Source organism: Psychrobacter sp. 1044 (assembly GCF_904846525.1).
Taxonomy (GTDB): Bacteria; Pseudomonadota; Gammaproteobacteria; order Pseudomonadales; family Moraxellaceae; genus Psychrobacter.
On sequence record NZ_CAJHAZ010000008.1, the window covers coordinates 124,291 to 150,038 of the forward strand.

Consider the following 25,748-nt stretch of genomic DNA (forward strand, 5'->3'; position numbering starts at 1 on the left):
GATAAAAATTCTTATAATCCGTTACCAGCAAGTAAATTGAAGATAGATTCGGTAATGCTCGTTATTAAAGTGGGGATGAGCAGAGCAAATTCAAGATGTTTGAGTATAAAAGCGCTGACGGTAGCACAAATGCCACAAACAAAAAAACACCTATCGATAAGGTGTCTTTTTTATTTGTGAATATTCAACGCCCCTCAGTCATATATCAATTGATACGAGCTAAATATCTTTTAAATAGCAGTATAGCTAACTATTTATGTAGACTTGGTTTGGCTTTGCCTTTATTTTTAGGCTTTGCATCTTTTAAACCGACCAATGGCATGCCCGCTGCTTGCCAACCGCCGATACCACCTTCTAAGCGATAAACACTGTCCTTGCCGATCATCTGAATCGCCGCGCCTGCTTGCACACCCATATCACAAATGATAATCACTGGTCGCTCAATTGCACGGATTTCTTCTAAGCGGTCTTTAAGCTCAGTAAACGGTATGTTACGGCTGCCTTGGATGTAACCAGTCTCAAACTTCTTTTTGGCACGAATATCGATTAGCTGCGCGTTTTGCGAGTTAACCATCATACCTAAGGTATTGGGCGATATTTTTCTGCCACTACGTTTGTTTTCAATCGTAAAAAATAGCACGGCAAGTACGGCTAATATACCAAATAAAAACGGGTGGTTGCCCACAAATTCCAGCGCACGATCCAAACCATACCTCCAAAAAAATAAGTGTTCGGTTAAGCTGAGAAGACAGCCTAACGATACTGAACAAGGCGCTATTATACCGATTAGACCATCCATAGTAAACGGGCGATGGTCAACCAAGCGATTAACGACCCATAAGGCAGCGATTAATAAGGCGGATACTAATAATGCCAATATTAATAGGGCTTAGTATCTGCCTCTTCTCTTAGGGTAACGAGGTTTTCCACACGGCGCTGCAATACCACGCCGTCAGCAACCGCTTGCCATAGTGCGCAGCCTTTGCTGTTGTGAGTATGACGACAATCACGGAACTGACAGTTGCCAGATAACGGTGCAAGCTCCACAAATCCTGAAATGATATCATCGGGTGTGAGATGCCAAATGCCGTACTCGCGGATACCTGGCGTATCGACGATACCGCCTTGGGTCAAGTCGGCTGGATTAAATGGTAATAAGCGACTGGTGGTGGTGGTGTGTTGACCAAGTTTTGAGTTATCAGAGATGATATTGACGCTTTGTGCCGACTCAGGTAGTAGTGCATTGATGAGACTGCTTTTACCGACACCAGATTGCCCAGCAAAAATAACCAGTTTTTTATCGATATAACGTTTTAATTCATCCAGCCCTTCTTGCTCATCGCTATCCGCGACGTTTTCAGGGCAATCGACTGAGGTGAGAACGCTCTCATAACCGAGAGAAGCATATTGTGCGAGTAACTCTTTGGTATCGACGCCGTTTTCTTCTGCCAATAGATCGGCTTTATTAAGCACCAACAGCGGCTTTACGCCAGCATGATGACAGACGACCAAATAACGATCGATGAGGGTTGGCGCGGCAGCAGGTAGCGGCGCGAAGACAATGGCTAAAATATCGACGTTGGCGGCGACAGGTTTAAGTTTATGATAACGATCAGGACGCGAGACCAGAGAGGTACGCGGCTTGACCGATTCAATACGTCCAAAGCCAGTATTAGGATCAGCACTCCAACGTACTTGGTCGCCAGCAGCTAGCATCGGTAAGTTGGTACGCACATGACAACGCCAAATATCGCCTAATGCCAGCTCTTGCCAAAACGGTTCAGGATCATCGGGTGCAATCTCCGGCTGCACGGGTATCACCGCAGGCAGGCTGGTCACTTGTACTTCCAACTGCTTGCCATAATGCGCCATGACCACGCCATCCATCAAACTGTCATCGATGCTGTCTTGACTTGCCAGCTGTTGTTTGTCGATGCGACGAATCTGTTGCTTAGTCAGTTTGCGTTGCCGAATTAATGCCATGGGTTTTGAACCTATTAAAAAAATATTGCTAAGTGTAGCGTGAAAGTTTGATAACATACAGCCTAAAGCGCCTGCTGCAGACAGAGATTTTGTAACGTTTTAAGGGTTATAAATCAGTAGATGCAAGGTTTTGCTACAGTTTGCTACTTAGGCATGAACATTAACAGGCGATTTATCTAATTAATATTGCTCCAAAGTTGTTCTAAACTTTATTGACCATAGGATATTTTATGAGTACCGGTGACCACCCCAACAAGATTAAAATCAGAAACCAAGGCAAAAAAGGGCTGGTATGGATTGACCTAGAAATGACCGGACTGGATACCTTGAATGACGAGATTATCGAGATTGCTACCGTTGTCACTGATGAAGATTTGAATGTCCTTGCCGAAGGGCCAGTGTTCGCTATAAAAGTATCGGATCAAACGTTGAATAAAATGGATGATTGGAATACCAAGCAGCATGGTCAGTCAGGATTGGTCGACCGTGTCCGTCGTAGTACCGTGACATTGGCAGAGGCCGAAGCCGAGACCATTAAGTTTCTCAATAAATGGGTCGATAGTGGTAAGTCGCCAATGTGTGGCAATTCCATCTGTCAAGATCGCCGTTTTATGGCGCGTCAAATGCCAGAATTAGAAAAATTCTTCCATTATCGCAATCTGGATGTGTCGTCAATTAAAGAACTTTGCTTCCGATGGCGTCCTGATATTCTCAGAAACTTTGAAAAAGGCGGCAGTCACTTAGCGTTAGATGATATTCGTGATTCTATTCGTGAATTGAAGCATTATCGCCAACATTTCTTTAAATTAATACCGTAAAGTAAGAGTTGAGCGATCAATAGTTTGACATTTAAATTCGCGTCAATCATGCAGTGTCATTTATAGTAAAAAAGGTCTGTTGAATTATCAACAGACCTTTTTTATTGTTCAGAGGCGCTCAAAAAAAATGACATTAAATGAGCGATTTAAATTCAATCAATCTAAATTCAGCATCATTACTACTAAAACTGTCATTTGAATGCTCGTCGCCTGTCACTGCGCCAATCACCGCACTTACTTTTGGCTGGCGAGTATCTTTATCTAACAATCTCCAGTCGCCGAGCACGTAGCGTTTTTTATCATGAGTCGCGTGATGAATAGCTGAACGATGAGTATGTCCGTGCAGTAAAGCATCGCTATCAGCCACTGCTTGTATCACTGCATCCTCGTTGACATCCATGATGCGTGCTGCTTTATTGGCATTATTCTGCTGGCTTCTTTGCCGCATTTTATCGGCGATAGCCAAGCGTTTTTCTAATGATTTATTGAGCAAATACCACTGAGTCAAACGATTACGCATTATTTTGCGAAAAAACTGATACTTTTTATCATCAGTACACAAGGCATCACCGTGCTCTAAGCGATAGCTTTGCTGACCGACAGTCAAAATATACGGCTCATAAATAAGCTCGCCACCAAATAGATTGCAGAATGGCTGACCTAACAAAAAGTCACGATTACCATGCATGACCAAAATCTCGCAGCCAGCTATGCGCAGTTTTTTTAATTTAACGATAAGCGGAGTAAGCCAATGACTTTGTCGTTCCTCGTCGGATAAAGACAAATAAAAATCATCACCGAGCCAAACTTCAAACCAATCACCTAAGATAAATAAGCGCTTGAGCGCAGGCAGAGCAAGGCAATCATCAAGCAGCACCAAAAAAGCCTGCACTAAGGCAGGCTCTTCAGGCGATAAATGCAAATCGCTAATCAATACTTGCCGCACCTCATGAGGGCGGGTGGTAATTAGGTGGTCAAAACTTTGCATTTATCTTTATCCTCGTAATTTTAAACAGCAACGACTCATAAGCTTTTACAGACTCATCGCTACTGAGTAATAACTATTGAAGAATGATTACTGAGTGATGATGGTTGCTGAATTGATGACCACTGGCTCTTTTGGTACATCAGCATGCATGCCGAAACGACCAGTAGGTACGCCGCGCATTTTTTCGATGACATCCATGCCGCTTGTTACTTTACCAAATACGGTGTAGCCCCAACCTTGCATGTTTTTGCCAGAATGGTTTAGGAAATCGTTGTCTTTTACGTTAACGAAAAACTGACTGGTTGCTGAATGCGGATCTTGCGTACGCGCCATCGCAATCGTACCAGCGTCGTTTTTTAGACCGTTGTCTGCTTCGTTTTCAACTGGAGCATTGGTCGCTTTTTCATTCATTTCAGCGTCCATTCCGCCGCCTTGAATCATAAATCCGTCAATGATGCGATGGAAAATCGTACCGTCATAATGACCAGATTTTACATAGTTTAAAAAGTTTTCAACGGTTTTTGGTGCTTTTTCTTCATTGAGTTCGATAACGATCGCACCCATATTGGTGTCTAGTTCTACTACTGGTGGCATGTCTACCATGTGATATTCCTCTTTGATTGCAACGCCTAAAATGACGCTGTTAAGTGGTGGCTAAAAAGTTGGTGGTTAAAAAGTTATGGCTAGTCTAACGGCTTTTTTATCTCGTGTCATGTATCAGGCTGTTAATGCGTTCGCAAAAGCTGATAGAATAACGCAACTTTAGCTTTTTATTATCATTTTTAATAACTTGTTTTTAATGATTTGGTTTGAATTTTCCATGCTGCGTGATGGCACGTAGCATGAACTGACAATTTGCGTTAGGAGCAATGCCCGATGAGTGAGCACTCAAGCAACAATGCACAAAAAGACGAACAAAAAAACGATTTTATTCGCAATATCATTCGTGATGATGTAAAGGCACAAAAATACCCACAAATCGTGACGCGTTTTCCGCCAGAGCCAAACGGTTACTTGCACTTGGGGCATGTAAAATCTATCTGCTTAAACTTTGGCGTGGCCGAAGAGTTTGGTGGTGTTTGTAACCTACGTTTTGATGACACCAATCCAACCGCAGAAAAGCAAGACTTCATCGACAATATCGAAAATGATGTCAAATGGCTTGGATTTGAGTGGGCAGGAGAGGCGCACCATGCGTCAGGCTACTTTGACCAACTTCATGCTTGGGCGATTCAGCTTATCAAACAAGGCGACGCTTATGTAGATTTGCAATCGCCTGAGCAAATTAAAGAAAACCGAGGCTCATTCAATGAGGCAGGCACGGCGTCACCACATCGTTCTGCCAGTGTTGAAGAAAACTTGACCCTCTTTAATGACATGAAAGAAGGCAAGTTTGCGGAAGGTAAAGCGGTGTTGCGCGCCAAGATTGATATGGCAAGCCCAAACATGAATATGCGTGACCCTGTCATCTATCGCGTCATGCATCAAGCGCATCACCAAACGGGTGATAAATGGTGCATTTATCCGATGTATGATTTTGCCCATCCGCTCTCTGATGCACTCGAAGGCATTACCCATTCATTGTGTACGCTGGAGTTTGAAGATCATCGTCCATTTTATGATTGGGTCATTGACAAAATTGGCTTTGATGTACCACCGCACCAGTATGAATTTAGCCGCTTAAATGTCGATCATACCTTGACCAGCAAGCGTAAGCTTAAAGAGTTGGTTGACGAAAATATCGTTAGTGGTTGGGATGATCCGCGTATGCCGACGATCGCTGGCATGCGTCGCCGTGGTTATACACCAGAGGGATTACGTGATTTTTGTGAGCGTGTTGGTGTAACCAAAGTAGACAGCGTCGTTGACTTTCGCTTATTAGAATTTAGCATTCGTCAATCATTAGAGACGACCACAGGTCGTGGTATGGCGGTACTTAAGCCATTAAAAGTGACCATTACCAACTTTGCTGAAGCGGTCAGCAGTTGGGAGTCGCAAAAGGCTGATAGCGTTAATGCGCGTTGGGACGATGATGCACAGACTTTATGGCTCACGCAGCCAAATCATCCTAATGTCGATATGGGCGAGCGTGAAATTCCTTTCACTGAGACCATCTATATCGATCAAGGCGATTACGAGATTGAGCCGCCAGCAGGGTATAAGCGTCTATCGCCAGAAAAGCCAGAAATCCGCTTGCGTAATACCTATGTATTGGCAGTGACTGAGCACATTACGGATGAAGCGGGCAATGTGGTCGAACTAAAAGCGACGATTGATCCGACGACGTTGGGTCAAAATCCTGAAGGCCGTAAGGTTAAAGGCGTGATTCATTGGGTATCAGCTAGCCAAGGCATTCCAGCAACGGTGCGCATGTATGAGCAGTTATTTAGTGTTGAAGACCCAAGTGGCGTCGCTGACGTCCATCAAGCATTGAATCCTAACTCGTTGACTGAACTCAATGCCGTGGTGGAACCGTCATTGGTGAATGCGGACGCTGGCACACGCTTCCAGTTTGAGCGTGAAGGTTACTTTATCTCTGATAGCGAAGACCATAGCACTGATAAACCAGTCTTTAACCAAATAGTCAGCTTGCGTGATAGCTATAAGCCAGCTTAATTTATCACTATTAGCGGCATTAGCGCTTATTTGAAAAACTACTGAACAATAGTAGTTTGCAAGCTTGCCCATTTCTAGTACGCTAGGGATGGGCTTTTTTGTGCATGATTATAAAGTGATTGATCGTAAGATTTGAGGAAATAATAATGGCAAAATTTTTAAACAGCAGTGGCACGACTTACCATTTAGAAGAATTGATTAAAAGTGCGTCTGATAGGTTGATTATCATCAGTCCCTATCTAAAGCTGAATGAGCGTATTAAAGAGCTATTAGAAGACCGTAATCGCCTAAAAATTGATATTAGAATCGTTTATGGCAAGAATGATTTGCACCCAGAAGAAATAAACTGGCTCAAAAATCTGACTTTTATTCGCACCAGCTTTTGCAAAAACTTGCATGCAAAGTGCTATCTAAATGAAAACGAATGCATTATTACCAGTTTGAACCTTTATGAGTTTAGCCAAGTCAATAATAATGAAATGGGTGTGCTGATTTATCGTAATGAAGATGCCAAACTATATGCCGATACTTATGAGGAGGCACAGCGCATTATTCGTATCAGCGATGAAGTGCGCATGTCGCTTGAAAAAGTGACTGAATCTGATGGTAGGACTGATAATACTGCTACTGTCAGTCATACAATGCCCAGCAATAATGCTAATACAACGGTCGCACTTACTGCTACAGAAGCGGCAACGCCTAATTACTCTAAGCTGACCACAGCAAAACTTGCCAAAGAGCTGGGTTTTAAGACACAAGAGTTAAATGATAAGTTGCTTGCAGCGGGATATTTACAAGAGCAAGAAGGTGAGCTTACATTAACAGATGCTGGGCGTGCAGCAGGTGGTACCAGTAAAAAAGGTAAATTCGGTGATTTCTGTTTGTGGGATTCTGGAATGGTGATTTGATTCATTCGTTAAGTCTATGCTAAGTTACCTAGTAATAAACAGAATAACCGCATTACAATCCTTCACAAGACAGTCATAACCAGTTTGCTAAGATAAAATAGAATTTTTGCTGACGTGCTTTGAGTTATTGTGTAATATCTGACAGGGCACGTTGATAATAAAAAGTACGTTGATAATAATAGAGCACGCGAATATCTTTGGATATTAGTGCTCATCACTAACATAGCTAAGGAATTAAGCATGGCACATTTACGTTTAGGCGATACCGCACCGAATTTTGACGCTGCAACCACAGAGGGTAATATCAATTTCCACGAGTGGGCAGGCGATAATTGGGTCGTTTTTTTCTCCCATCCAGCTGATTTCACGCCAGTATGTACGACTGAGCTTGGTCGTGCTGCGGCACTGAATGGCGAATTTCAAAAGCGTGGTGTCAAGCCAATCTGTATCTCTGTTGATGGTATCGATGACCATCATGCGTGGGCAAAAGACATTGGTGAGACTCAAGGCACTGAACTAAATTTTCCAATCATTGCTGATCCGAACAAAGAAGTCGCTGAGCTATACGACATGATGCATCCAAATGCAGATAGCACGCATACGGTACGCAGTGTCTTCATTATTGATCCAAATAAAAAAATCCGCTTAACGCTGACTTATCCTGCAAGCTGTGGTCGTAATTTTGACGAGATTATCCGTGTCATTGATGCTCTGCAACTGTCTGATGAATATAATATTGCGACGCCAGTTGACTGGAAAGATGGTGATGATGTCATCATTCCACCAAGTGTCAAAAACGAAGATATCGCGGCTAAATACCCTAAAGGTTATACAGAAATTAAGCCTTATTTACGTACCACGCCTGCACCCAATAAATAAGTAGTATGATTGGATGAATGAAATGAAGCCTCATGACGTAACGTTGTGGGGCTTTTTGTTGTTTAGTCTCTGATCAAAAAAGCAAGCCTAATAAGGCTTTGCTATGATGAGCAGAGTAGGATATAACTGTTGTATAAAGGATGGTCAGTCTTCATTTATCATCAACAGCGTAATAACCATAATAAAACCAGATAGCGTTGCCTCGCTTTTACCCAATCTTACAAGGAGTTTTCCATGAAAAAACTATACGTCACTCGTACCGCGCCCAATCCACGTAAAGCCCTTATTTTGTTAGCGTCAAAAGGCATCGATATCGATGATATGGATGACGTTGACGTGATTGACATTGATTTTGCGGCCAATGAGCAAATGTCAGACGAGTTCACCAAAATAAATCCAATGCAGACCGTGCCAGTTCTAACACTAGGGGATGGCACAGTACTCAATGATTCACAGGCTGTATGTGAGTATCTCGACCGTGTCTATGGTGAGCGTTCGGTGATGGGTAATGATGTCATACAACGCGCACAAGTGTGCGCTATGCGCCGCATTGCTGAGTTTGAGGTATTATATAACTTTATGCTGGCTTTTCAACACAGCCATCCGTCCAAAGCCCAACGCGTTGAGCAAGTCCCAGAGTTCGTCGCGCCATCTGTTGCACGGGCTGTTAAAGCCCTCGCTTATTTTGAAAATATTTTAGAAGGTCGTGAGTATTTGGTCGGTGAACAATTAAGCTTTGCTGATATCGTCTTATATCTCGGTTTGGATTTTGGTAAAGTCCTTAACGTAAATCCGAATGAGCAGGGCGAAAATCTTGCGCGTTTTTATCAAATGATGAATGAGCGTTTCAGTATTAAAAATATGGCAAAAGCCAAAATTGATCATACAAACGAGTAAGACTAGCGCGAAAAATTAAAAATGCGACATCATTGATGGTCTTGGATAATTGATGCAATTTTCAATTATCTGAGACCATTGATTTTTTATGGTGCTTTTAAATATTAAAATAGCAGTTACGATGAATCCATAAAAATAAACACTTTGTTACAACCATGGTAATCAACGGCGCTATAGTGGTGAATTGTGACGCTTTAATAAAGTGGATATCATCAGCCCCTTATTGTTAAATATTTAACCTGATTTTTTAAATACTTTGACTTCAAAAAGGGATAACCACAAGGTATGACTGCTATGACCTCATCTGTTAAAAAACGGCCAATTCGATTCACTTTACTACCAAGTTTGTTGGCACTAAGCGTGGTTTTAAGTGCCTGCCAAGATGCCGCTTTGCCCAATGAAAGTGATGTACAAGAAGGTACTCAGACAAGCGCTGATGCAATAAATGGTGATGGCATAGATATGAATGCTGATGCAGTAACGGATGATACTCAGATGGATAAGATGAGTGATGAAGAGAAAATGATTGCCAATCTTTCACGTTATCGTTGGACATTGATGTCTGTAATGGACAAAGGCGCACAGCCATTAAATAGGCTGACGGATATTAAAGACCAAGTGCGTTTGTCTTTTAATCAATACCAAGGTGAGAATACGTTAAGTTATAGCGTTGGTTGTAATACCATGAGCGCCGGCTACCAATTGCAAGGTCATACTTTGACTATTGAAGAGGGTATGAGTACGAAAATGTCTTGTGGTGAGCTCGATAAGGCTGAAAATAGTTTAAGTCAGCTGATGCAAGGTGGAAGCCAGTTAACATTAATGAAAGCTCACAGTACCAAAGATGGCGACGCTAAAGACAATAACTCTCAGGATGATAGTCTCAAGAGTGATAAGCCAATATTAACCCAAGTCACCAGTAATGGAGCAACGTTGGTTTGGGAAGGTAGGCTTACCTCACAAGCCAAGTATAATAGTAAAGGCGAGACCGTATTTTGGGCAGTAAGCTCGAAAATGATACCTTGCACCGATAATGGCTCAGAGATGTGTATACAAGTGAAACCCATTACCTATGATGACCAAGGTATTAAAACGAGCGAAGGTAAGTGGGCAGTCTTTACGGGTGAAATTGATGGTTATCAGCATGATGGCATGCATGATGAAGTATTACGTCTACAGCGTTACCCACTAGACAGTGACGATAGCACAGAAGGCGAAGAATATGCTTATGTGTTGGATGCAGTGATTGAAAGTGCCGTCGCAGAGTAGTCGGTTTAAGCCGTTGCATTTTTATAGTAAAGCGATTTTATAGTAAAGCGATAGTGTAAATAACTTAGACAGTTTGAAAAACACGCGGCATTTGAACGCGTGTTTTTTTATGCTTGTTTTATAAGCGTTCTTAACGCAAGTTCCCTAGATCTTCTTCTGTCAAACGCCAGCGGCCTTTTTTCTTAGACACACCGCGCCCACGCATGGCACTGTTTAATATTAATTTATTCATGGAATGGCTTGAATGTGCATGACAGATGGCGCAGGCAAGACCATCGGCGGCATCTTGCTGTGGCACGACATCCAAAGATAGTATACGGCAGACCATCTCTTGCACTTGCTCTTTTGCCGCTGCGCCATAACCGCAAACGGCTTGCTTAATCTGGCGAGCGGTATATTCTGATACTTCTAAGTCTAGAGCAACCATGGCGGCAATAGCAGCACCTCGCGCTTGCCCAAGTTTCAACGCTGAGTCAGGGTTTTCTGCCATAAACACCTGCTCGATAGCTGTATAAATAGGCTCATCTGCATATTTCAAATGATGCTGTGTGATGCGCGTTAAGCCATTAAAAATCCGCTTTAGACGTTCAGGCATCTCTTTGGTGTCGGTACGTATGGTACCTGCATCGATATAGGTGAGCTTATCGCCTGTCTGTTGGACGATGCCATAACCAGTCATCCGCGAACCAGGATCAATTCCAATAATAATTGCCATAGTATTCCATACTTGCTTATATTTTATTTTATCGTCAAGCCTATATAAATCGGATACAGTATCAGGCTCGTTCAGCCTCCTACTCGTAGAATTTCTACTTACCTGACTTGTATTCAAATCATATTGTACCGACTATATGGCTTAAAAATCAGCCGTAAGTTTGATAGTATAGCAATCAATCCCCATATACATCATATGTTAGCCATCTTAATTTGCATGGCGCTCAATTTATTGGTTTTTATTTTATAGGACGACACTTTATGGGTCAGATAGTTGGTATTGCCATTGTTTGGTTTATTATCGAAATGCTACTTTGGTATTTGCTTGCTCAGTTTATGAGTGGTTGGTGGGTATTTATGTGGTTTATTATCGCCGCAGTCATCGGTATCTCCCTCTTGCGTAAAGGGATGGCTGCCCTCAATCCAATGGCACAGCAGATGAAAGCAGGTGGCATGATGAACCCATCGATGCGTCCGCAAGAATCAACCATGATGAAAAGTGTGGCCATGGCAGCGGCTGGTATTTTGCTACTCATTCCAGGTGTGCTGAGCGATTTGCTCGCATTATTGGTGATATTGCCACCCGTGCAAAAGAAGCTTAAAGATTTTGCTAATAATTATGTCATGAATAATCAGCAAAAAATGATGGAAATGATGGCCAAGCAAATGGGTGGACAGATGGGCGGCGGACAAAATCCGTTTGGTGGTATGGGCGGTCAAAACCCATTCGGCGGCGCAGGAGGTATGAATAATCAAAATCCGTTCGGTCAACAACAAAACCCGTTTGGTGATGGGTTTAAACAGCATACAACGATTGATGGGACAGCAAAAACCATTCCCAAGGATGTGAAAAAAATCACCAAATCTGCCAATGACGAATAGTTAAATTAATAGGCAAGCATAGAAAAACCCCCTTTTATCAATGATAAAAGGGGGTTTTTAATGGTTATTACTAATTCTTTATGAAGTGATAAGTAAACCTACCAAATATAAATAAAATAATAATTAACCGAATAGAACAACCGAAGTGCCGCTGTAAGATGGTGACCCATGAACCGTGAAGTTCAGGGCGGATGCGTCACTGCCTCTGCAGGTTTCCTGATACACCGCAAGCGGTGCAGGCATACACAATGAAGCAATAGGTACCACATCCTGGTAAAGCATTATCGGCTCAGGGAATAAACATCTACTAGCCAACACTTCAGAATATAATTATATTAACGAATGGTTTGAATGATTGCAAGTATGATTTACAGATTGATACGTAGATTTAGAGAGTGGCATTATTGCTATTAAGTTTTAACCGCCTTTTCTACTGATAGATGTGCTTTAAATAAGTATGCTTTAAACGCTTGAGAGTGGGCGTAAAATGACGATTTTTCAGCTATTTTAAGATGTGTGTTAATATAGAGGGCTTTAAACATCCTAATATAGCATTATAGGCGTTCATTCACTTGAGGAGCGGTAATCCATGACCAATACCCAGCAACAATCAGCATTTATCGATGATAATCAGGCTCAACTCAATAGTAAGCAGGATGGCGATCAAAATAAAAAAGTGCCGCATGTCTTAATGATATTAGATGGTTTTGGGCATCGTGAAGACGATAAGGATAATGCGATTGCTGCCGCCAATATGCCAAATTTGGATAGGATTTATCAGCAATATCCGCATGGATTGATATCTGCTTCTGGAGAAGACGTTGGTTTGCCAGATGGGCAGTTTGGCAATTCAGAAGTTGGGCACATGAACTTAGGTGCGGGTCGCGTTCTGTATCAAGATTCGACTCGTATCTCAAGTGAAGTGGCCAATCGTGAGTTTTATAAAAACGAAGCTTTAGTCAAGGCGGTTAAAGCCGCGAACGAGTTGGGTGGTAACGTCCATATCATGGGTTTGCTGTCAGATGGTGGTGTACATTCGCATCAAGATCACATCGAAGCAATGTGCCACTCGGCGTTAGTGCACGGCGCCAAAAATGTCTTTGTACATTGCTTCTTGGATGGACGCGACACCCCACCTAAATCGGCGGATAAGTATATTAATCGTCTGCGGGACCATATCAATAAGCTTAATGCTCATTATGAAGGCGGCCGCGTACAGATTGCCAGTATCATTGGGCGCTATTATGCAATGGATCGTGACAATCGCTGGGATCGCGTCCAAAAAGCCTATGAGCTTATCACTGAAGGTAAAGCCGATCGTCTGTCTACGCGTGCAGATGGCGCAGTACAAGCTGCTTATAAGGCACGCGAAACCGATGAGTTTATCAATCCAACGGTAGTGATTGGCCGTGATGAAGTGCCATATACCGTTGATGACAATGACGCGCTTATCTTTATGAATTTCCGTGCTGACCGTGCCCGTGAGTTGGCGCAAGCTTTTGTCTTGCCAGATCATGAGTTTTCAGGGTTTGCCCGCAATAAGCAGCCAAAACTTGCGGCATTTGTGATGCTGACCAAATATTCTGATGTTTTAGCAGACAATCCAAAAACTAGCGTTGCTTATTATCCTACGTCGTTGACCAATACGCTTGGCGAGTATTTGCAAGACAATGGTAAAACTCAGCTGCGTATCGCTGAAACTGAAAAATACGCACATGTGACGTTTTTCTTTAGCGGTGGTCGTGAAGAAGAGTATGAGGGTGAAACACGTATTCTCGTACCCTCTCCAGATGTGGCGACTTATGATCTGAAACCAGAGATGAGTGCGCCTGAAGTGACCGATAAATTAGTGGCTGCCATTGAATCAGGCAAATATGACGTGTTAATTGTCAACTATGCCAATGGTGATATGGTAGGTCATACAGGGATTTTTGATGCGGCTGTAAAAGCAGTAGAGGCACTAGATGTTTGTGTTGGCCGTATTGAGTCAGCAGTACGCGCTGCTGGCGGTGATATGCTTATCACAGCAGATCATGGCAACTGTGAGCAGATGCAAGATTACGAAAGCGGTCAAGTACATACTCAACATACCACTGAACATGTGCCACTCATTTATGTGGGTGAGAAAAACTTACAAGTACGTAGTCGTGGTAAGTTGAGCGATGTCGCACCAACTATTTTGGCGCTGATGGATATTGAGCAGCCTACTGAAATGACGGGTGAAAGCTTACTGGTTCCAGCGTTGTAAGTTGGGCATTTAATACTATTAAATTGACAACTTACTAGCGTTGTTAGAACTAATAGAAAGAGGAGAGATATTTATTGTCTCTCCTTTTTTTGATCTGTTTTTTAAGAGATATTTATCTTTAAATGTTTGGATAGTGAGAAAAATAAGGACAAGCATGATATTTAGTCTGCTAAACAAACTTGACACCGCTACTCATCATTTGATGAACTCATATGAGTTGTCGTGAATGTTACTTGCAATACTCTCCTAGTCTTAGACTGGCTCTTGATGCTATCTTATGAGATAAATATTCATCCATATATCTATAAAAATAATTCTATTATTAAACGAGTTCTCTTATGCGTTCTATTTATTTTATGCGCTTACCAGTGACGAAGCGATTGGGCAAACAAGCAATGAAGGTATTCACTGCGCCGACTATTTTTAAACCTGCATTGATGATAGGTCTGATTGGGCTCAGCACTGCCAGTATGTACGCACAAGCAGCGAAGTCACCAGCTAATGCGACTATCAATAATCCCACCGCCAGTCTACAACTGATTAGCTTAAATACCGATGAGATAGCCACAGAAGATGACACTAATAATTTATCAGATGTCGCTGATATGCTTGAGTCGGCCGACCAAGTTGACGACTCGATAGACAGTGTCGCAGATGAGAGTGCCTTGACCGATGACACGAACGAGATTGATGTCAGTATTCCACCTGAGGTTGCGCAAGTATCATTGAATGCCATTTCTCCAGAAACGCTCAAGACGTTTGTTGCGGTAGTGGATTTGGTGCGCCGTGAATATGTAGATGCGGTCAACGATGAAGAGCTGTTCAATAATGCGTTGAGTGGTATGTTGACTAAGCTAGATAGTCATGCTGAATTTTTAGATGCTGAGGCTTATGAAAACCTACGTGCCTTTACCGAAGGTGATGTGGGTGACGTCGGTATTAAAGTCAATTATCAGCCTACAGATGGCTACTGGGTGATTACAGAGGTTATTGATGCATCGCCTGCAGATAAAAAGGGCATTGCGGTTGGCGATTATTTACATCAAGTCGGTGATTTCAAACTTGATGAAGATAAAGAAAGTAACGATATCGAGCAGCTTTTGACAGGGATTGCGGGTACGCAAGTAGATGTTGTCACCTCAAAAGCTGGTCGCCGCAAACATACCACGACCTTGCAGCGTAATAACAGCCACCCTCAAACGGTCGAGGCAAGTCTCATTGACGGTATCGCTGTTATCAAGTTACCTGCCTTTCAAAATAATAGCCGTGAAAAACTATTGGAAGGCTTGATAGATCTAGATGCACCTATTACAGGTATCTTGCTAGATATGCGTGATAATCCAGGCGGGGTGCTAACGTCGGCGGTGAGTGTGGCCAGTTTGTTTATGAGCGACACTAATGTGGTACAAGTAAAGGGTCGTCAAAGTGATACGCGTACGCTATCCACTCAAGGTCTGGCGATACTTGAATCATTGCCAGTGGTGGTGTTGCAAAATCGCTATTCTGCGTCAGCGGCAGAGGTGCTTGCTAGCAGCTTACAAGCACAAAAACGTGCCACAATCGTTGGTGAAGTCAGCTATGGTAAAGGGTCTGTACAGTCGGTCATCCCACTGAATGATGAGCAGGCTGTTAAACTCACCGTTGCTAACTATATGACAGCGTCAGGCAATAAGATCGATGGAATCGGGGTAGAGCCTGATATGACCTTGTCAGGAAGTGAAAGTACATGGGAGCAGCAAGCGCTTGCTTTACTAAAAACAAAAGCACTTGATTCGGGCATTCGTTTTGTCCGAAAACCTACCAAAGTCGATCAAGCAGTGGCAGGCAATAGGGTTCAGTAAGGCTCACTTAAAGACAGGCTATCGCGATATATCAACGTTAAAATATCATCATTTATCGTTATTCAAAAATGGCGAATGCTATGGCTCGAATTGATCCTCAGCTATCTCTAGTTTTTTCATGCGATAGCGTAAAGAGCGAAAAGTGGTGCCTAGTAGTTCAGCTGCTTGCGTTTTATTCCAAGCAGTTTTTTTTAGCGCGGTAATAATCAACTGTTTTTCTTGTTCTTGTAGGTAGTGTTCCAACCCTTGAGAGGGTAACTGACCATCCTTTAATTTGCTTAGAATTGCTTTTTCATCACTTTCTTGCAGAATAGATCGATTAGTGACAGATTCTTCGTGATTGTGACGGGCTGTATGGTTTGAGCTTTCAGCATGATTACTTGCCGAGCGTTGTATCATAGAAGGGTAGTGCTGAGCATTAGTACGATAAGGGTGCAAATTGGTCGTCACTTGCTTGGCTTGTGGCGCTATGGTCTCATCCATGGATTGAATGATTTTTTCTCTACTTTCTATCGATTGAGCGACCATTTGATTGTTTATTTGACGTTCAGAATGTTGAGTTTTATCAATAACTGCTGGCTCACTCTGATCTTGAGAGGCTGCACGGTGATGAGTCATATCAATATCAGGCAAACCCAAATGGCTGATGTCAATGTACGGCGTCTCTGCTAGGGTGACGGCACGTTCAAGGACGTTACGTAGTTCACGGACATTGCCCGCAAAGTTATGATCTTGCAAACGCTCACAAGCCTCGATGGTAAGTGTTGGAGGGTTCTCTAACTGCCATTCATCAGCAATTAATGCTAAAAAGTGCTTTGCTAATACAGGAATGTCATCACGACGCGCATTGAGCGTTGGCAGTTTTAATTCAATCACATTGATACGGTAGTATAAATCTTGTCGAAATGCCCCATCCTGTACCAGTTGGTTTAAATTTTTGTGGGTGGCGGACAAGATACGAATATCTACAGGAACCTCTTTGGTATCACCAATGGCTCTCACCGTTTTCTCTTGAATGGCACGCAGTAGTTTTACCTGCATGGCCAAAGGCAAGTCTGCTACCTCGTCTAAAAATAACGTGCCGCCATTGGCCTGTTGAAACAGCCCTTGCTTGTCAGCGACAGCCCCTGTAAAACTACCTTTTTTATGACCAAAAAACTCTGATTCCATTAGCTCTGATGGTATTGCGCCACAGTTTACTGGCACAAAGCTACCATCACGGCGTGGGCTTAAATCATGAATCAATCGGGCAACCACTTCTTTACCAGTACCCGAAGCACCTGACAAAAATACAGGTGCTTGTGAGCGTGCCAATTTTAAAATAGTATTTTTCAGCGGATGCATCACCGCAGAATCACCAATGAGTCTACTGTCTAACAGTTTTTGTTCAGGTGAGCATTCAGCTGTGGTTTTTGCTTCATTATCTTGATGAATAACTTTTAAAGCATTTTCCACCAGTTGACGTAGGCGCGGTAACTCAAGAGGTTTATTCACAAAGTCGAAAGCACCAAGCTTCAATGCCTCAATGGCGAGATCCATACTGCCATGAGCAGTAATAACGGCAATGGGGGTACTAGAGCTATTGCTGATTTCTTTTACTAACTCTAGTCCTGACCCATCAGGCAGCTTTAAATCGGTCAGGCAAAAATCGTAATCATTGTCTTGCCAGTATGATCTTGCTTGCGACAGAGTATATGCTACATCACTTTTAATGCCCATTTTGGTCAAAGTAATTTGCATCAATCGGCACAGATCCACTTCGTCATCAACGACTAGCGCGGTTGTTGTCATACATCATCTCATCGTATTCAATAGCTATAAAATGGTAAAAACCAAGAGGCCTTAATGGCAAAGTATTCTATGTAATGTTAATACTTGGTAACGTTAATATTTATAAAATAGTGGTATTAACATTATGTTCAGTTTTATTTACATAAGTATCAGCGCCAATAGCAGGTGCTATCAAGCGAAAACAGGTTTTTTCATGTTCAGGAATATAAAGCAAACGAGTTTGGTTGGCCTCACAAAAAGCTTGTGATAGATACAGTCCCAAGCCTGTCCCTGCTTGGTCTGTCGTAAAAAATGGATTGAACAAATGTTCTAAGTCTTTGGTACTAACCCCACGACCAGCATCCAAGATATCAATTATAACATCGTTATCCGCACAATAAATCTCGATTTCCACATAGGCATGAGGGTGGGCGTAGCTACTGTAGCGCAAGCCATTGTTAATTAAATTGATTAAGACTTGCTCTAGTTGATGCGTGTCGAATGATATGGTCGGTTGTGTTTTTACGTGTAGAAAAACATCGTGTCCTTGAAAGTAGTTCTCTAAAAATGTTGGCATCCAGTCTGCCAGTATAATCGCTTGCTGGTTTGCGGTTTGCTGGCGAGACAATTTTAGTACATCTTCGATAATGCGATTCACGCGTTTTGTTTGTGAAAATATCATTTGATAAAGCTCATGATTCGCTGCCATATCATCATTTGAGATGGTCGCCGTTATCGTATTATCTGCCGTATCGACTTCTAGATTGGCTTCTATAACATCTTCCATTAATAATTGGCTGGCTTGTGATATCGCTGCCAAAGGATTCCTTATTTCATGGGCGATGCTCGCCGTCAATTGCCCTAAAGAAGCCAGTTTCAATTGTTGGGCGCTGGCTTGCTCGCGGCGTAAATCCTCTAACATTATCAATTTACTGGCATCTTTCAATGGAATGATTTGTACGCGCAGTTTACCGAATATGGAAGCGTTTGCGACTGCAGGCAAATCATAAATAAAGGTGCGTGATTGGCCTGCCGCTACTGACAAACAGGCTTTAAATAGCTGCGTGTGTTGTTGACCAAGCTGCTGCTGAAAGTTAGATAAGAGTGCACTGCGAGTATTGTTCCGAGTATCTTTTGTATCAATAGAAGTGTTGTGCAATGATGCGGAAGGGGTGGGCGAAAGGCTAAGTAATTGGTGAGCGGCAAGGTTTGCTAAAACGATATGCTGTTTATCGATGACGATGACACCATTAACCATTTGCGTGATGACTTCTTGGTTGATGACGTTTAATCGTTCAACTTCTTTAGCGTGACTCGCTGCTACTTTCTCAAGTTGTACCAAACGCTGTGAGATGGACCAGCTCAAACCACCAACCGCCAAAAAGCTGGCTGACATGAGCAATGCGTCCCCTAAATTTGCTAAGCTCATGCTATTAGCAATGGCATAAAAGAATTGCTGATAAATGACAAAAATAATAGCGAGTAGGGTAATAATTAAGGCTTGTGAGCCGTGTAGCAACATAAAACTCGCTGCGACCACCACCATATATAGCATGGTCAACTGTAAGTCAGGCGCACCCGCTGTATATAGCAATAAGCTTAATATAATGACGTCTAATACTAAACCAAAGGCTAACTGTCGCCGCATTTGCTGATTAACGACATAAAACAAGCCAAGTAAAATAAGGCTAAGCAGGAAATAAAAGCTAAGCGTTGTTTGTTGTAAAAAGCTTGGTAGAGAGAGGCTGTTGTCAGAGTGAGCGGTGATATACACCATCAGTAGAGAAAACAGACTAACAGCAAAGCGGTAACTGCTATAAATAAGCCCCAACCTGCGCAATTGAGGTAGAGATAGCGTGTCATCACGATGCAAATAGTGAGTAACAGCAGAGACGATATTAGTAGCAGGCTTCATAGATTGACCGCAATAAGGGAACAGTTGCTGGGGCGTGTCCTCATTTTAAAATAGAGATAAATTACAATCAAGCAAGAAAAATATCGCCATTAATATCGGGATATTTGACGATACTTGATAAAATTTAGCCATTTTCAGACCATGTAGATGTCCTCAATTGAATTGAGGACACGCCCTAATGAGTTATGGCTGAATTAGACCATGACGAATGGCCAGATGTGTTAACTTCACATCGCTATCAACCCCAACTTTTTCATAAATACGATAGCGATAAGTGTTGATGGTTTTGACACTCACAAATAGCTGATCAGCGATTTGCTGCGGGCTTTGACAGTTAACGACCATCATTGCCACCTGTTTTTCGCGATCACTCAGTAAGTCAAAAGGTGAGTTGGCATTATCTGACAGCAAAACATCAGCCAGTTGCTCAGCGACATCTTGGCTAAAATAACGACCACCTTGATAGATTTTTTTGACAGCGCGAATCATCTCATCGAGCGGCGTGCCCTTCGTAATATAGCCATTGACCCCCGCTTTGATAAGCATAGAAGGGTAAGGCTGCGCTGACATACTGCTGACGGCCAATATTTTGATACCCATATCCAGCTGAATTAAGCGTTTGGTTGCTTCAAGCCCACCAATATTAGGCATATTGACATCAAGCAAAACCACATCAGGGCGCAATTGTTTGGCCAATTTGATGGCCATGTCACCGCTGTCCGCTTCGCCGATTACTTCGATATCGATACTATCTGACAACATGCGGCTAATACCCATTCTCACCAAATCATGATCATCTACTACCAGTACTTTAATCATAACGATACTCTTTGTTGTTTGTCAGAATGAAGGCTTTTATTGACGCTAAATGACAAAAAATAAAATCATTAGAGTCGTTTTTTTAGTTTTTGAAAAAAATAAAATATTGCTAATCTTTTAGATAGATACCATTGTTTAATATAACAAAAAACGAATAATTACAGTGTTCAAAGTTAAGATATATTGCTGCAATGTGAGTCAATGTTTCTGTAATATAAAGTGGTTGTAGTAAAATTTGAATTACACCAAAATAAATTATTAAATCAGCTTGATACATTAAACTTAAATGCAAACCATGATACACTAAAAATACAAAAACTCTATACGAGTACTTATAAACCCATTCATAAACGCTACGTACGTTGTTGCTATTGGTTAGTATGTAACTGATTCTCTAATTAACAACATCGTGACAGCAGGAGGCATAATGAAGCAACTACCATTAACCAAACAGCAATTAATCGCTGCTATGATTTCGTTGAGTTTGGGCAGTGTTGCACAAGCGGCACTTACTATTAATGGTAGCGCTGACACTAGCTCTAGTGCTCGCATGAGTTGGGGCGGTGCCGATAGTTTGTCTGAAGCACGCAATATTATGTACAAATCTAAAGGCTCAGCTATCAAGAAAGTTGATAGTGGCAATGGTACGACCAGTATCACCAACGCCAATAGCTTCGGTAGTAGTAATAACAGTTACAATAGCAGTAATAGCTACAATACAACGTATCGTGGCTCATTTGGTAGCAGTAACATGATACCGATCAGCACTGATTCGCGTAGTGTTGCGGTCATCGATGCTGAAACGGGCGAATCTATTTATGAAAAAGATGCTGACATTGCACGTCCAATGGCCAGTATCTCTAAAGTGATGACGGCCATGGTCGTATTGGATGCTGGTCTCGATATGCGTGAAGAGCTCACACTCGATCCAGAAGATTTCGTCGGCCCTAAGCGAGCCAGCTCTAACCTTAAATCAGGCGATCGTTTAAATCGTGCTGAGATGTTGCTCATGGCATTGATGAAATCAGAAAATCCAGCAGCAAAGAGTTTAGCGCGTAATTATCCAGGTGGCTATACTGCCTTTATACGTGCCATGAATCGTAAAGCTCAAGATCTGGGTATGACCACGGCGTTCTTTGGTGATCCAACGGGTCTTGATAAGCGCAACGTCGCTTCATCAAATGACTTGGTTAAAATGGTTCGCGCGGCGGGTAACTATGACGTAATTCGTCGTTTCTCGACCACCAAGAGCTATGACTTTTATGTTTCTAACTACTCAAGTGGTAACCGTACTTATAAAGCCAATAATACCAGTAGCTTGGTTCGTGCCGGTGATTATCCAATTGGTATCTCAAAAACAGGTTTCATCAATGAAGCTGGTCGTTGTGTGGTCATGGAAACGCGTGTGAATAACCGCCCAGCAATTATCGTCATCTTAGGAGCAAACAGCTCAGCCACACGTTGGGGTGATGCCAAAAATATTCTAAACAGTTTAGCGACACGCCGCACGGTATAACTTTACTGTTTTAGCATTTATAAAAAGGCTGTTATTCGATATAACAGCCTTTTTATTGTGTTGAATTTAAGGTGTGTCTTCAATTTAATCAATGGACTTCTACAAGGGCTAAAAATTTATCTCATTTTTATCTCCATTTTTAAAATGAGGACACACTCTAGGAAAAATAACATGACTCAAATATCGACTGTTATATCAGCGCCAAAGCTATATTTACTGACCAATGACGATGAGTTTGCGCTGCTGTATCGCAAATTAGAAGCAGCACTAGCAACAGGATTCATTGCGCTGTTACAAATTCGTCGCAAGCAGATATTGGCGCTACCTGATGGTGAGTCTCGTCTATACGAAGAGGCTAGACAAATAGTTGAGTTGGCGAAAGCGTACAACGTACCAGTCGTCATCAATGACAATATTAAACTGGCTGCCAAGCTCGGCGTTGGTGTGCATTTGGGTCAACAAGATGGCGAAGTTGCCGATGCTAAGCACGAACTACAACCAAACCAAGTGATCGGACGCACTTGTCATGGCAAGATAGAACTGGTTGAAGAAGCAAAAAATGAGGGCGTAAGCTATGCCGCTATGGGTGCGATTTTTACCTCAAATACAAAACCTAACGCCAATATTATCTCGCGCCAGCAGCTTATAGATGGCTGTCAGCAAAATATAGCGATATGTGTCATCGGTGGCTTGACGGCAGAAAATGTCACCGAGCTGGCAGGTTTGCCCATTACTTACGTGGCGGTCGTTGGGGATATTATGGATTTGCCCGTGGATCAAATCGCTGTGCGCTGTCAACAGTGGCAGCAGGCATTCTCTCAATGGAAAATGCCTACTTGATCACTAGAAATTTAATTTAGAATGGCTGTCTTAGAGTAAAATGAGTCGTTATTCAGCATGTTCCATACATAGGGTAGCGTAAGGCAGAGCTTGTAAGCGTTGCTCTTCAATTTGCTCACCGCAGACTTCACATTTACCATAAGTCCCATTTTCAATACGGCTTAATGCATTTTCGACATAGATCAAACTTTGACGGGCTTCAACCATCAAATTTGTACGCATGTCGTTTTGACGATAAGAGATGGCTTGGTCTTCCCAATGCTCATTGAGGTCGTCTTGCGGGTTTTGGATATGATCTTCGATTTTATCGATACGAGTTTCATATTCTTCTTTAAGTGTTAGTAGGTTTTGTTTGGCAGCTTGAAGGTCGATATTCATTGGGTTCTCCTAATGGGTTATTTTTATTGTGGGTATTATTTATTATCAGTGCTAATAGCATCTTAAACAGCCTTATTACTAAGTGCCACCACGAAATGTTACTGATTTTTATTAAAGTTTAGCCATTTGTCTTATTTTTATTCCTATTTTCAAAATAAGGACACGCCCGAGTAAAATTTAATAGTGCGTTCTTTATGAGCACTTGCTAGAAAACTGCTAGAATACACCGCCTCAAATTCTTGCTTGGTTGCTTTTATACAGCCACAGACAAGAGCAGCCGATTTGATAAATATTTTCAGCAATGAGTAAAAAGCCAACCGATAGATTAACAAAAGATGATGCATAGGAGCAGGTAATGAATTTTTTGCGTATGAGTGAGCTGAGCTTAACGGATAAAGTGGTGTTGATTCGTGAAGATCTCAATGTGCCTATTAAAAACGGTAAAGTCGCCAGTGATGCACGCCTGCAAGCCAGTTTGCCTACGATTAAGATGGCGTTAGAAAAAGGCGCGGCCGTTATAGTTTGTTCACACTTAGGTCGTCCAACTGAAGGCAGTCCTGAGTCGATATATTCGCTAGCACCAGTTGCTGAGTATTTAAGCGATAAATTAGCCACAGAGTTATCAAAGCCCGTTAGCTTAAACAATGACTATCTTACTGAAGGCGTGGCAATTCAAGCAGGCGAGGTCATGCTATTAGAAAACGTGCGCTTTAATCAGGGCGAAAAGAAAAACGATGCGGATTTAGCACAGAAATACGCTGACTTATGCGATGTATTCGTGATGGATGCATTTGGCACTGCACATCGTGCGCAGGCCTCAACAGAAGGCGTTACCCAAGCTATGCATCGAGCAGGAAAAACAGCTTGTGCAGGACCTTTATTGGCGGCAGAGCTTGATGCGTTAAGCTTGGCACTTGAGACCCCAGCGCAGCCAATGTTGGCAATCGTTGGTGGTTCCAAGGTATCGACAAAGCTAGAAGTGCTGCACAGTTTGTCTGAATTGTGCTCGCAGATTATCGTTGGTGGCGGTATTGCGAATACCTTCCTAGCCGCGCAAGGTCATAGCGTTGGTGCATCACTTTATGAAGCGGACTTGGTTGAGACAGCTCGTGACATTATGACTAAGACTGAGATTTTATTACCTGAATATGTTGTCGTTGCTGATAAAAATGAGATTGATTTTGCTGACTTCACAGGCTCATTACAACAAGCCACTGCGACCATCAAATCTGTCGATGCGATTGGCGAAAATGACATGATATTGGACATCGCTCCAGAAAGTGCTAAGCAATTAGCGGATGCTATTATCAACGCAAAAACCATTTTATGGAATGGTCCGGTCGGTGTTTTTGAAGTCGATGCTTTTGGTCAGGGCACACAAATCATAGCAAATGCCGTTAAAAACAGCGAAGGATTTTCGATTGCTGGTGGTGGTGATACGCTTGCTGCAATTGATAAATATCAAGTGGCAGATGGCGTGAGCTACATGTCAACAGGTGGTGGCGCATTTTTAGAGTTTGTAGAAGGCAAGGTATTGCCTGCGGTTGCTGCTCTACAGATTGATGCGTAACGCTTTAACGATATTTAGCAGATGAGTAACATTAGCCGTACAATTTAGCCTCACCATCTCATGTACGCTGTATCAATAATATTTTGGCTACTATTCTTATGTTATTGTTTTAAGAGAAATAAGAGTCAGTAGCCACTCATTATTATTAAGTAGTAATTATTTGTTTCTATACTGAAAATTATGATTGCATGTCTAATTTGCACTCTATAAAATAGCGCAAATCATGTATTTGACATGCTTTATTTATGAGGGATTTATTATGTTAAAACGCCATTTATTACTTGCTAGCGTACTTGCTGGTACTTTTGCAATCACTGCATGTAGCCAACAAACAGAAGAGAACGCCGAAGCTGCTGTTGAGTCTGCTGGTGATGATGTTGCTGCTAACGCTGATACTGCCGCTGCTGAAACAGAAGCCGCTGCTGCTGAAGCTGAAGTTGCTGCACAAAATGCTGGTACTGAAGTTGCCGAAGGTGCTGAAACTGCCGGTGTTGCTGCTACAGATGCACTAAAAAACACTGGTGAAGCAGTTGTGGTAGGCGCAAATGAAGCCGTTGCCAAAACTGCTGAAGTGGTTGCCGATGGCGCATCTGCTGTTGAGAATAAAGCCAGTGAAAACGCAGTAGAAGCAGAACAACAGTATTAATCATCAATACATAAGCAACTGAACCTAAGCCATTGAGCTACTAATTTATCGATTGATGAATAGCTTATTAAGCTGTTGGTTGCAGATATTGATTGCTGTATAAGCCCTCAAAATATTTAAAAAGCTTTGGTGATAGCCAAGGCTTTTTTGTATTTAAAATTATAATCTAGAGGTTAGGGTGTGTCCTCATTTTTAGCCCATTTAAATATCCATTGATTGAATTGAGGGTAGGCCCTAGTCAGTCAAAAATA

22 protein-coding genes and 1 other RNA gene are annotated in these 25,748 nt (G+C 42.2%); 13 read left to right on the forward strand and 10 right to left on the reverse strand.

What is annotated here, in order from left to right; all coding sequences use genetic code 11:
* Window positions 1–250: 250 nt before the first annotated feature.
* Both JMX82_RS07335 and rsgA read right to left on the reverse strand, forming a co-directional pair.
* Window positions 251–706, reverse strand: a complete 456-nt coding sequence (locus tag JMX82_RS07335) for a rhodanese-like domain-containing protein (protein ID WP_201540083.1) — start codon at window positions 704–706, stop codon at window positions 251–253.
* A gap of 173 nt (window positions 707–879) precedes the next feature.
* Window positions 880–1,983: a ribosome small subunit-dependent GTPase A gene (gene rsgA, locus JMX82_RS07340; protein ID WP_055123794.1), complete on the reverse strand. Its 1,104-nt coding sequence runs from the start codon at window positions 1,981–1,983 to the stop codon at window positions 880–882.
* Window positions 1,984–2,213: 230 nt separating this feature from the next.
* Here rsgA and orn point away from each other — a divergent pair, with 230 nt between their 5' ends.
* Window positions 2,214–2,801: an oligoribonuclease gene (gene orn, locus JMX82_RS07345; protein WP_045446983.1), complete on the forward strand. Its 588-nt coding sequence runs from the start codon at window positions 2,214–2,216 to the stop codon at window positions 2,799–2,801.
* Window positions 2,802–2,934: 133 nt separating this feature from the next.
* Here the strand turns inward: orn and JMX82_RS07350 are convergent, their stop codons facing one another.
* Window positions 2,935–3,789 carry a UDP-2,3-diacylglucosamine diphosphatase gene (locus JMX82_RS07350; protein WP_201540050.1) on the reverse strand — a complete coding sequence of 285 codons (855 nt, stop codon included), beginning with the start codon at window positions 3,787–3,789 and terminating at the stop codon, window positions 2,935–2,937.
* 87 nt (window positions 3,790–3,876) lie between these two features.
* A complete protein-coding gene (locus JMX82_RS07355; RefSeq protein WP_193011176.1) occupies window positions 3,877–4,392 on the reverse strand; it encodes a peptidylprolyl isomerase in 516 nt (171 codons plus the stop codon).
* 273 nt (window positions 4,393–4,665) lie between these two features.
* On the opposite strand from JMX82_RS07355, the gene JMX82_RS07360 reads away from it, so the two are divergent.
* The 5 genes from JMX82_RS07360 to JMX82_RS07380 all read left to right on the forward strand — a co-directional run bounded on the left by JMX82_RS07360 (window position 4,666) and on the right by JMX82_RS07380 (window position 10,358).
* Window positions 4,666–6,405, forward strand: a complete 1,740-nt coding sequence (locus tag JMX82_RS07360) for a glutamine--tRNA ligase/YqeY domain fusion protein (protein ID WP_201540051.1) — start codon at window positions 4,666–4,668, stop codon at window positions 6,403–6,405.
* 146 nt (window positions 6,406–6,551) lie between these two features.
* On the forward strand, window positions 6,552–7,313 hold the full coding sequence (locus JMX82_RS07365; protein WP_201540052.1) for a phospholipase D family protein: 762 nt from the start codon (window positions 6,552–6,554) through the stop codon (window positions 7,311–7,313).
* Between the two features lie 240 nt (window positions 7,314–7,553).
* The gene (locus JMX82_RS07370; RefSeq protein WP_045446971.1) at window positions 7,554–8,192 is read left to right on the forward strand and encodes a peroxiredoxin; all 639 of its coding nucleotides are present in this window, start codon (window positions 7,554–7,556) and stop codon (window positions 8,190–8,192) included.
* Window positions 8,193–8,426: 234 nt separating this feature from the next.
* Window positions 8,427–9,089, forward strand: coding sequence for a glutathione S-transferase family protein (locus tag JMX82_RS07375; protein ID WP_201540053.1), 663 nt, complete (start codon window positions 8,427–8,429; stop codon window positions 9,087–9,089).
* Window positions 9,090–9,383: 294 nt separating this feature from the next.
* On the forward strand, window positions 9,384–10,358 hold the full coding sequence (locus JMX82_RS07380; RefSeq protein WP_201540054.1) for an META domain-containing protein: 975 nt from the start codon (window positions 9,384–9,386) through the stop codon (window positions 10,356–10,358).
* Window positions 10,359–10,488: 130 nt separating this feature from the next.
* On the opposite strand, the gene ruvC is transcribed toward JMX82_RS07380, so the two are convergent.
* Window positions 10,489–11,073 (reverse strand): crossover junction endodeoxyribonuclease RuvC, encoded by a 585-nt coding sequence (gene ruvC, locus JMX82_RS07385; protein WP_201540055.1) that lies wholly within the window; start codon window positions 11,071–11,073, stop codon window positions 10,489–10,491.
* Between the two features lie 260 nt (window positions 11,074–11,333).
* On the opposite strand from ruvC, the gene JMX82_RS07390 reads away from it, so the two are divergent.
* A complete protein-coding gene (locus JMX82_RS07390; protein ID WP_055123798.1) occupies window positions 11,334–11,954 on the forward strand; it encodes an FxsA family protein in 621 nt (206 codons plus the stop codon).
* A gap of 133 nt (window positions 11,955–12,087) precedes the next feature.
* Here JMX82_RS07390 and ssrS read toward each other — a convergent pair.
* Window positions 12,088–12,283, reverse strand: a non-coding RNA gene (gene ssrS / locus JMX82_RS07395) — 6S RNA.
* Window positions 12,284–12,543: 260 nt separating this feature from the next.
* On the opposite strand from ssrS, the gene gpmI reads away from it, so the two are divergent.
* Window positions 12,544–14,202 (forward strand): 2,3-bisphosphoglycerate-independent phosphoglycerate mutase, encoded by a 1,659-nt coding sequence (gene gpmI, locus JMX82_RS07400; protein WP_201540056.1) that lies wholly within the window; start codon window positions 12,544–12,546, stop codon window positions 14,200–14,202.
* Window positions 14,203–14,540: 338 nt separating this feature from the next.
* On the forward strand, window positions 14,541–16,043 hold the full coding sequence (locus JMX82_RS07405; protein WP_201540057.1) for a S41 family peptidase: 1,503 nt from the start codon (window positions 14,541–14,543) through the stop codon (window positions 16,041–16,043).
* Between the two features lie 78 nt (window positions 16,044–16,121).
* Here the strand turns inward: JMX82_RS07405 and JMX82_RS07410 are convergent, their stop codons facing one another.
* The 3 genes from JMX82_RS07410 to JMX82_RS07420 all read right to left on the reverse strand — a co-directional run bounded on the left by JMX82_RS07410 (window position 16,122) and on the right by JMX82_RS07420 (window position 20,547).
* Window positions 16,122–17,834, reverse strand: coding sequence for a sigma-54-dependent transcriptional regulator (locus JMX82_RS07410; protein ID WP_201540058.1), 1,713 nt, complete (start codon window positions 17,832–17,834; stop codon window positions 16,122–16,124).
* 100 nt (window positions 17,835–17,934) lie between these two features.
* Window positions 17,935–19,728 carry a sensor histidine kinase gene (locus tag JMX82_RS07415; RefSeq protein WP_201540059.1) on the reverse strand — a complete coding sequence of 598 codons (1,794 nt, stop codon included), beginning with the start codon at window positions 19,726–19,728 and terminating at the stop codon, window positions 17,935–17,937.
* A 183-nt stretch (window positions 19,729–19,911) separates the two neighbouring features.
* On the reverse strand, window positions 19,912–20,547 hold the full coding sequence (locus JMX82_RS07420; protein ID WP_055123802.1) for a response regulator: 636 nt from the start codon (window positions 20,545–20,547) through the stop codon (window positions 19,912–19,914).
* A gap of 427 nt (window positions 20,548–20,974) precedes the next feature.
* Here JMX82_RS07420 and JMX82_RS07425 point away from each other — a divergent pair, with 427 nt between their 5' ends.
* Both JMX82_RS07425 and JMX82_RS07430 read left to right on the forward strand, forming a co-directional pair.
* Window positions 20,975–22,063 (forward strand): serine hydrolase, encoded by a 1,089-nt coding sequence (locus tag JMX82_RS07425; protein WP_045451193.1) that lies wholly within the window; start codon window positions 20,975–20,977, stop codon window positions 22,061–22,063.
* A gap of 171 nt (window positions 22,064–22,234) precedes the next feature.
* A complete protein-coding gene (locus tag JMX82_RS07430) occupies window positions 22,235–22,903 on the forward strand; it encodes a thiamine phosphate synthase (RefSeq protein ID WP_201540060.1) in 669 nt (222 codons plus the stop codon).
* A 48-nt stretch (window positions 22,904–22,951) separates the two neighbouring features.
* Here the strand turns inward: JMX82_RS07430 and JMX82_RS07435 are convergent, their stop codons facing one another.
* On the reverse strand, window positions 22,952–23,281 hold the full coding sequence (locus JMX82_RS07435; protein WP_201540061.1) for a TraR/DksA family transcriptional regulator: 330 nt from the start codon (window positions 23,279–23,281) through the stop codon (window positions 22,952–22,954).
* A gap of 355 nt (window positions 23,282–23,636) precedes the next feature.
* On the opposite strand from JMX82_RS07435, the gene JMX82_RS07440 reads away from it, so the two are divergent.
* Together JMX82_RS07440 and JMX82_RS07445 are read left to right on the forward strand one after the other, a co-directional pair.
* On the forward strand, window positions 23,637–24,851 hold the full coding sequence (locus tag JMX82_RS07440; protein WP_201540062.1) for a phosphoglycerate kinase: 1,215 nt from the start codon (window positions 23,637–23,639) through the stop codon (window positions 24,849–24,851).
* A 259-nt stretch (window positions 24,852–25,110) separates the two neighbouring features.
* The gene (locus JMX82_RS07445) at window positions 25,111–25,497 is read left to right on the forward strand and encodes a hypothetical protein (RefSeq protein WP_045446952.1); all 387 of its coding nucleotides are present in this window, start codon (window positions 25,111–25,113) and stop codon (window positions 25,495–25,497) included.
* Window positions 25,498–25,748 lie beyond the last annotated feature (251 nt).

Bases quoted from the DNA above. Each gene is read 5' to 3' on its own strand.
- JMX82_RS07445 (WP_045446952.1), top strand. From the start codon at position 25,111: ATGTTAAAACGCCATTTATTACTTGCTAGCGTACTTGCTGGTACTTTT.
- JMX82_RS07365 (WP_201540052.1), top strand. From the start codon at position 6,552: ATGGCAAAATTTTTAAACAGCAGTGGCACGACTTACCATTTAGAAGAA.
- JMX82_RS07405 (WP_201540057.1), top strand. From the start codon at position 14,541: ATGCGTTCTATTTATTTTATGCGCTTACCAGTGACGAAGCGATTGGGC.
- JMX82_RS07370 (WP_045446971.1), top strand. From the start codon at position 7,554: ATGGCACATTTACGTTTAGGCGATACCGCACCGAATTTTGACGCTGCA.
- JMX82_RS07410 (WP_201540058.1), bottom strand. From the start codon at position 17,834: ATGACAACAACCGCGCTAGTCGTTGATGACGAAGTGGATCTGTGCCGA.
- JMX82_RS07380 (WP_201540054.1), top strand. From the start codon at position 9,384: ATGACCTCATCTGTTAAAAAACGGCCAATTCGATTCACTTTACTACCA.
- JMX82_RS07415 (WP_201540059.1), bottom strand. From the start codon at position 19,728: ATGAAGCCTGCTACTAATATCGTCTCTGCTGTTACTCACTATTTGCAT.
- JMX82_RS07390 (WP_055123798.1), top strand. From the start codon at position 11,334: ATGGGTCAGATAGTTGGTATTGCCATTGTTTGGTTTATTATCGAAATG.
- rsgA (WP_055123794.1), bottom strand. From the start codon at position 1,983: ATGGCATTAATTCGGCAACGCAAACTGACTAAGCAACAGATTCGTCGC.
- JMX82_RS07430 (WP_201540060.1), top strand. From the start codon at position 22,235: ATGACTCAAATATCGACTGTTATATCAGCGCCAAAGCTATATTTACTG.
- JMX82_RS07435 (WP_201540061.1), bottom strand. From the start codon at position 23,281: ATGAATATCGACCTTCAAGCTGCCAAACAAAACCTACTAACACTTAAA.
- JMX82_RS07350 (WP_201540050.1), bottom strand. From the start codon at position 3,789: ATGCAAAGTTTTGACCACCTAATTACCACCCGCCCTCATGAGGTGCGG.
- orn (WP_045446983.1), top strand. From the start codon at position 2,214: ATGAGTACCGGTGACCACCCCAACAAGATTAAAATCAGAAACCAAGGC.
- JMX82_RS07375 (WP_201540053.1), top strand. From the start codon at position 8,427: ATGAAAAAACTATACGTCACTCGTACCGCGCCCAATCCACGTAAAGCC.
- JMX82_RS07425 (WP_045451193.1), top strand. From the start codon at position 20,975: ATGAAGCAACTACCATTAACCAAACAGCAATTAATCGCTGCTATGATT.
- JMX82_RS07440 (WP_201540062.1), top strand. From the start codon at position 23,637: ATGAATTTTTTGCGTATGAGTGAGCTGAGCTTAACGGATAAAGTGGTG.
- JMX82_RS07420 (WP_055123802.1), bottom strand. From the start codon at position 20,547: ATGATTAAAGTACTGGTAGTAGATGATCATGATTTGGTGAGAATGGGT.
- JMX82_RS07360 (WP_201540051.1), top strand. From the start codon at position 4,666: ATGAGTGAGCACTCAAGCAACAATGCACAAAAAGACGAACAAAAAAAC.
- gpmI (WP_201540056.1), top strand. From the start codon at position 12,544: ATGACCAATACCCAGCAACAATCAGCATTTATCGATGATAATCAGGCT.
- JMX82_RS07355 (WP_193011176.1), bottom strand. From the start codon at position 4,392: ATGGTAGACATGCCACCAGTAGTAGAACTAGACACCAATATGGGTGCG.
- ruvC (WP_201540055.1), bottom strand. From the start codon at position 11,073: ATGGCAATTATTATTGGAATTGATCCTGGTTCGCGGATGACTGGTTAT.